This is a genomic window from Nesterenkonia alkaliphila (assembly GCF_009758175.1).
Taxonomy (GTDB): domain Bacteria; phylum Actinomycetota; class Actinomycetes; order Actinomycetales; family Micrococcaceae; genus Nesterenkonia; species Nesterenkonia alkaliphila.
In genome coordinates this window covers 90162-96743 of the sequence record NZ_WRPM01000095.1, presented here as the reverse complement: position 1 = coordinate 96743, position 6582 = coordinate 90162, and the positions used below count along the sequence as shown (strand labels likewise).

The following is a 6582-nucleotide window of genomic DNA, read 5'->3' as shown; positions in this document are numbered from 1 at the left end:
CACCCTGGTCAGCCTGGGCATGGTGCGCGATAAGGAGCAGTTCCGCCGCGGCTTCGCCGCCGCTACGGTGCATGATTTCTTCAATCTGTTGGCAGTGTTGATCTTCCTGCCCCTGGAGATGATGTTCGGGCTCATCGGGCGTGCCGCCACCACAGTGGCAGACGCCACCGCAGGCGCAGAAGCCGGGCTGCTCAACGCGATATTCGGCGGTATCGGCACCGTGGTCAAAGGCGCCACCAGCCCGCTGTCCAATCTCATTCAGGACGCACTGAGCTTCCTGCCCGGGGTCTGGCACGGGATCATCATGATCGTGGTGGCCATCGCGCTGATCCTGTTGGTGATCAACTTCATCGGCAAGCAGCTGAAGATCCTCATGGTCGGCAAGGCCAAAGCCGTGCTGCATACCGCCATCGGCCGGGGCCCGCTCTCTGGAATCACCTCCGGGGCAGTGATCACTGTGATGGTCCAGTCCTCCTCGACCACCACCGCTCTGGTGGTCCCGCTGGCAGGCTCCGGAGCATTCGGGCTCAAGCAGATCTATCCCTTCACTCTGGGTGCGAACATCGGCACCACCATCACCGCTCTGGTTGCCGCCTTCGCCTTCGACGGGGTGGAGGCCACGGCCGCACTGACCGCAGCCCTGGCTCATATGTTCTTCAACGTCTTCGCCACCGTGGTGATCTTCGGCCTTCCGGTGATCCGCAATCTTCCGCCGCGCGGAGCTACCTGGCTGGCCAACCTGGCGGCCGAGCGCAAGATCTGGGCGGCGGTCTGGGCACTCGGTGTCTTCGTGGTGCTGCCGCTGATCCTTATCTTCGTCACCACCGCCTTCTGACCCGGACCCGCAGACACCGCACCTTCAGAGACAAAGGACACCTGATGAGCCCGAACACAGAGCCCACAGAGAACGACGACGCCCGAGGGAGCCGAGAGGGGACAGCAGCCGGCTCCGCCTCTGCCCAGGCGGGGGAGAGCGGTGAGCGCAGCGAGGCCCCACGCACCGAGTCTGAAAACCAGCCCAATGTGGCAGAGGAGCTGGAGCGGGTGCTTCGCGAGACTGAGGCATCCATCACCGAACTGCGCGAGGAGCTGGACCGGATCAATGAGGAGCGCCTCCAGCATGCCCAGGTGGACCGGCTCGAGGAGCATATGGCCAACTCCACAGTGCGCTGGAAGGTGATCAAGGAGTTCCTCAGGGTGATGCTCGGCGAACTGCGCGGAGGCCGGGAGGAAGAGCAGGATGTGGCTGCCGCAGTGACCCAGGACCAAGAGGAGTCGAACAATGACTGAACCGCGTGACCGTAACGCCCAGCTGCTCGGCCTGCTTGGCGCCGGGGCCCTGGCGCTGACCGCCTGCTCCGGTGCTGATGCCAGCGAAGGCGAGACCATCCAGATCTCTGGCTCCTCCACGGTGGCCCCGATCACCGAGCTGGTGGCAGCCGACGGCGGATTCGACGTCGAGGTCGCGGCAGAGGGCACTACCAGCGGCTTTGAGCGCTTCTGCGCTGGTCAGACCCAGATCAACAATGCCTCGGAGGCCATCCCAGGGGAGGGCCAGCCGGTGGACTTCGTGGCCATCTGCGAGGAGAACGGCGTGGAGTTCATCGAACTGCCCATCGGCCTGGACTCCCTGGCCCTGGTACGGCACCAGTCCAATGACTTCGCCACTGAGCTGACCCTGGAGGAGCTGCGCGCCATCTGGGAGCCGGAGTCCACGGTCACCAGCTGGTCCGATGTTCGGCCGGAGTGGCCAGATGAGCAGATTGAACTGGTGGGCCGCCCTGCAGGTTCTGGCACCTTTGATGTCTTCACCCATCAGGTGGTGGGTGAGACCGGCCAGATCCGGGAGGACTACCGGATGACCGATGATCTGGACCAGCTGGCCACCTGGATCTCCGAGGATGAGAACGCCCTGGGATTCATGGGCATCGGCAACTACTACACCGCTGCCGATGACGAGGTCCGCGAACAGATCTCCACTGTGGAGATCGACGGCGTGGCCCCCACCCTGGAGAACGCCCAGAACGGCAGCTATACCCCGCTGACCCGCCCGCTGTTCATCTATGTCTCAACCGATGCCCTGGAGACCAACGCCGCAGTGGAGGAGTTCGTCACCTACTACGTGGACAACGCCTACGAGATCATGCCGCGCACGTTCTTCTACCGGCTCGCCGAGGCTGACTACGGGGACGTCCGGGATCGCCTGAACTCGGGCACCACCGGCTCCTTGTACGAGGGTGACCCCTTCCGCGAGGAGTCGGTCACCGAGCTGCTGCAGTAGGCCTACCAGAGCTGTTCGGTGGCGAGCTTGGCGCCTTCGCCCAGAGCCTCCAGCTTGGCGTTGGCGATCTGGGGGTGGATGCGCCCGCCCAGACCGCAGTCGGTGGCTGCGATGACGTTCTCCCTACCGACTCGCTCAGCGAACCGCGTGATCCGCTGGGCTACCAGCTCGGGGTGCTCCACCACATTGGTGGCATGGGAGACGATCCCGGGGACGATCACTTTGCCCTCGGGCAGCTTCACGTCCTCCCAGACGGTGTACTCATGCTCGTGGCGCACATTAGCGGCCTCGAAGGAGTAGTACTTGGCGTTGACCTGCAGCATCAGATCCACAATGTGCTTGAACTCGATGTCCGTGGTGTGCGGGCCGTGCCAGGAGCCCCAGCAGAGGTGGAAGCGGATCTGCTCCTCGGGCAGGTCGCGCAGGGCGTAGTTGGCAGCCTCGATGCGCAGCTGGGTGAACTTCCGGTAGTCCGCCACAGACGGCTCGGGGCTGATCTGGTCCCAGTTCTCCGCAATGGAGGGATCATCTAGCTGGACGATGAGCCCGGCGTCGATGATCGCCTTGTACTCCTCACGAAGCACGTCTGCCCAGGCGTAGATCCGCTCCTCCTCGCTGGAGTAGTAGTCATCGGCGATACGTCCGGCGCAGCCCGGTGCCAGGGAGGTGATGAACCCGGTCTCATAACCGGCGGCATCCAGCGCCGCCCGGAAGTTCTGGACATCCTGCTGAATCTGTTCCTGACCCTTGTACTTCAGCGGGCCGGTGATCGCCGGGAAGTCCGTGGCGGTCTTTCCGGTGGCGATCCCGGAGGCGGGGTCGGCATAGGCGTCGGCGAACTTCACCCAGTCGCGGCGGTTGAGCATATTGGTCAGCTTGATATCGCCGGGGGAGGACTCATAGTGCGGCCAGGTGAAGAGGTCCTCACCGGTGAGCTCCAGGCCCTCAACCCGCTGGAAGATATAGGACCACCATGCGCCGTAGTCCACTGCTGAACTCATCGCCTTGCCGAACTCGCCGTCACCGGGAACGGTGATTCCCTGCTCCTTCTGGCGGGCCACCAATCCCTTGACCGCTTCAGCGAGCAGGCGCTCGAATTCGGGGGTGCGTTTGAGGGTGAAGCCATCCTCCTCGAATTCGCGGGCAGCGTTGGCCTCGATCAGCTCCGGGGTGCGGGGCAGGGACCCGGCGTGCGAGGTGAGGATCTGCTGGTTGGGGTCTTGGGAGACTGCAGGCATGCGGCTGCGTCCTTTCTTCAGGTATCGCCGTGCCGCCGAGCCTGCCTCCGCCGGAGGGGAGAGGCTGCGAACCCTTGGGCACAGCACACGGTGCGCGTTCTAGGTTCGCAGCGGTGCCGGCCGGGCCGGAGTCTCCGGGGGCCTGGCGCGAGGCTTCGCATACGCGCTGCTTCTGAAGATAATACACAACTATCGACGGTCTGCCACTTATGTTCAAAAAGTTTCTGGTGGGAGGGCGGCGTCGTAGTCTGTATTCCATACCTGATCCCCAACCGAAGGAGCTGCGCCATGGCCAAGGAGTCGACGTTCGACATTGTGTCCAAAGTGGACCCGCAGGAAGTGTCCAACGCACTGAACCAGGCATCCAAGGAGATCTCTCAGCGCTATGACTTCCGGGGCACCGAGGCCTCGGTGGAGCAGAACGGGGAGATCATCGTGATCTCTGCCAATGCTGAGGAACGGGCCAAGGCCGTCAATGATGTGGTGGAGTCCAAGCTGATCAAGCGCGGCATCTCCCTGAAGTCCTATGAGGCCTCCGAGCCCAAGCAGTTCGGCAAGACCTACCGGATTGAGGGGCGGATCAAGGAGGGGATCGACCAGGCCACTGCAAAGAAGATCTCCAAGCAGATCCGGGATGAGGGCCCCAAATCGGTCAAGGCGCAGATTCAAGGGGATGAGCTGCGTGTCTCCTCGAAATCCCGTGACGATCTGCAGGAGGTCATCGCCATGCTCAAGGACTTTGAGGATGCCGATCTGCAGTTCGTCAATATGCGCTGAGCAGCTGGCGGGAGCCGGCTACTTGGCGAGTCAGTCAGTCTGCTGTTAACTCGAGATCATGACGCTTCGGCTAACGACCCCCGGCCCTGAGAATCTTCCTCGTGTTGCCGAGGAGTTGAGCCGATGGCAATGCGACAGTGGTCCCCTGCACCTGCATCCGGGCGATCTGGGCTGGCACTCTTTGGTCGGGGCGGAGCGTACTGCTGCTGACCTGCGTGTGTGGTCGCGCGATGGCGTGGCCGTCGCTATGGGCCTGAGGGACGCAGATGTGCTCCGCATGGCGATGGATCCGACGGCACGTGACGACGAGGCAGTTGGCCGTGAGATTCTCCGTGACTTCAGCGACCCCGAAGCCGGGGTGTTCGGTCCGGGCGAAGCCACCGTTGAGGCCACCGGAGCCCAGGCTCTCCGGCACCTTCTGCTGCAGGAGGGATGGGTTGAGGATGAGGCATGGATTCCATACCGATACGGCCTGAGGGGCCGGAGTGAGGACCCGTGGTCGGCTGGCGCCCGGGTGCGCATCGAATCGGTGGGACCCGAGTCAGGGAAACAGTGGGTCAGGGTGCACTGGTCAGCGTTCAAAGGAGGGCGGCTCGATCCGGAGGTCGAGAAGCGCTTCACCGACCGGTGGGCGACTATGGCCCGTGGTCCCTTCGCGGGCCTGGCCCGGCACTTGATTGCTTTCGATGACCAGCAGAATCCGGTGGCGGTGACCACCGTATGGAGCGCCGGAGTAGGGCGCCCGGGACTCATCGAGCCCATGGGAGTCCATAGGGACCATCGTGGGCGCGGATTCGGCGCCGCCATCACCCGTGCGGGGGTGACTGCGTTGAAGAGAATGGGCGCATCGAGCGCGACCGTGAATACGGAAAGCTCCAACGCCGCAGCCAACTCCACATATGCTGCAGCAGGGTTTATAAGCGGGGCGGCCAACTATGATCTGAAGCGCCCAGCCTGAGGTCGCAACTCACCTGGGCCAGTTATGCAGCAAGCAGTGCGTTGATGCTCTCGGGGGAGAGGGTGTGGCTGGTGACCAGGGCGGATGCGCCAAGCACCCCGGCTCGGCCTGAGGTACGGGTGGCCACGATTCGCAGATGCTGAGTGGCCAGCGGTAGGGACCGCGAATAGACCGTCTCGCGGATCCCGGCCAGAAAGTGCTCCCCCGCGGTGACCACCAGTCCACCGATGACGATCAGTTCCGGATTCAACAAATTCACGCAGCTTGCCAGAACGGCACCCACCTTGCGGCCAGCCTCGCGGACGGCACGGATAGCCTCCAGGTCCCCGGCGCGCACCAGATCGATCAGGGTGGCATGGCTGGGCACCTCAAGTCCGCTCGCCCGCAGCCGGGCGGCGATCGCCGGACCGGAGGCCACGGCCTCCAGGCAGCCGAGGTTTCCGCAGGCGCAGGGGGTCTGCTCGTCATCAGGGGAGGCGATGTGCCCCAGGTCCCCGGCGGCCCCCTGTGCGCCGTGCTGCAGGCGCCCGTCGCTGATGATGCCGGAGCCGATGCCGGTGGCGATCTTTACGAACATCATGTGAGACACCTCGGGGTAGACCATGTCATGTTCTCCCAGGGCCATGATGTTGACGTCATTGTCCACCAGGATGGGTACATCGAAGGTGCCGCGTAGGTGACCTGGGACGTCATAGCCGTCCCAGCCGGGCATGATCGGTGGACTGGTGGGGCGCCCGGTGGCGAACTCCACCGGCCCGGGCAGGCCCACCCCGATCCCGATCAGCTCCTGGGCAGTTTTGCCCGCCTGGCTCAGCAAGCGGCTGCCGGTCTGCAGCACCGCGTCCAATACCGCAGCCGGGCCCAGCGAGATGGCCAGTTCCTGCTCCTCCTCGGCCAGGACGGTTGCGGCGAGATCCGTGACGGCGATGCGCGCATGGGTGCCACCGAGGTCCACTGCGAGCACGCAGCGGGCCGCCGGGTTGAAGGCGAAGGTGGTCGGCGGGCGGCCGCCGGTAGAGGTGTTCTCCCCGGCATAGCTGATCAGCCCTGAGCTCAGCAGTTCCTCCACGCGGGCTGAGACGGTGGAGCGTGCCAGCCCGGTCTGGGTGGCCAGATCAGCCCGAGTCCGGGGCGCGCCGTCGCGCAGCAGCTGGAACAGACTGCCTGCGCTGGAGGGCAGTGCAGTCTTCAATGCGCCGAGTTCGGTGCCGGCCTGGCTGTCAGGGATGACCACAGATGACATGCCACACAGTAAATCACCTGAACTTCTGAATGGCCTAGTACACAGACGAGATGATCAACTCGCGACTTTTGCTTGACTCACGTCA

Annotated in this window: 7 protein-coding genes; 5 read left to right on the top strand and 2 right to left on the bottom strand. The window is 64.1% G+C overall.

Going from position 1 to position 6582, the window contains the following annotated elements; all coding sequences use genetic code 11:
* The 3 genes from GNZ21_RS13145 to GNZ21_RS13135 all read left to right on the top strand — a co-directional run.
* On the top strand, window positions 1–835 hold an 835-nt coding region (locus GNZ21_RS13145; RefSeq protein ID WP_157325062.1), incomplete at its 5' end, for a Na/Pi cotransporter family protein.
* Between the two features lie 44 nt (window positions 836–879).
* A complete protein-coding gene (locus tag GNZ21_RS13140; protein WP_157325060.1) occupies window positions 880–1290 on the top strand; it encodes a hypothetical protein in 411 nt (136 codons plus the stop codon).
* Complete coding sequence (locus GNZ21_RS13135) at window positions 1283–2281, top strand: PstS family phosphate ABC transporter substrate-binding protein (protein WP_157325058.1); 999 nt, start codon at window positions 1283–1285, stop codon at window positions 2279–2281. The genes GNZ21_RS13140 and GNZ21_RS13135 overlap by 8 nt, the downstream gene beginning before the upstream one ends.
* 2 nt (window positions 2282–2283) lie before the next feature.
* Here the strand turns inward: GNZ21_RS13135 and GNZ21_RS13130 are convergent, their stop codons facing one another.
* Window positions 2284–3519: a cobalamin-independent methionine synthase II family protein gene (locus tag GNZ21_RS13130; RefSeq protein WP_157325056.1), complete on the bottom strand. Its 1236-nt coding sequence runs from the start codon at window positions 3517–3519 to the stop codon at window positions 2284–2286.
* A gap of 288 nt (window positions 3520–3807) precedes the next feature.
* Between GNZ21_RS13130 and GNZ21_RS13125 the strand changes: the two genes are divergently transcribed.
* Together GNZ21_RS13125 and GNZ21_RS13120 are read left to right on the top strand one after the other, a co-directional pair.
* On the top strand, window positions 3808–4296 hold the full coding sequence (locus GNZ21_RS13125; protein WP_157325054.1) for a YajQ family cyclic di-GMP-binding protein: 489 nt from the start codon (window positions 3808–3810) through the stop codon (window positions 4294–4296).
* Window positions 4297–4573: 277 nt separating this feature from the next.
* On the top strand, window positions 4574–5254 hold the full coding sequence (locus GNZ21_RS13120) for a GNAT family N-acetyltransferase (RefSeq protein WP_198346029.1): 681 nt from the start codon (window positions 4574–4576) through the stop codon (window positions 5252–5254).
* A gap of 22 nt (window positions 5255–5276) precedes the next feature.
* Here the strand turns inward: GNZ21_RS13120 and GNZ21_RS13115 are convergent, their stop codons facing one another.
* Entirely contained in the window at window positions 5277–6497 is a 1221-nt protein-coding gene (locus tag GNZ21_RS13115) for an ROK family transcriptional regulator (RefSeq protein ID WP_157325050.1), read from the bottom strand.
* Window positions 6498–6582: the final 85 nt, after the last annotated feature.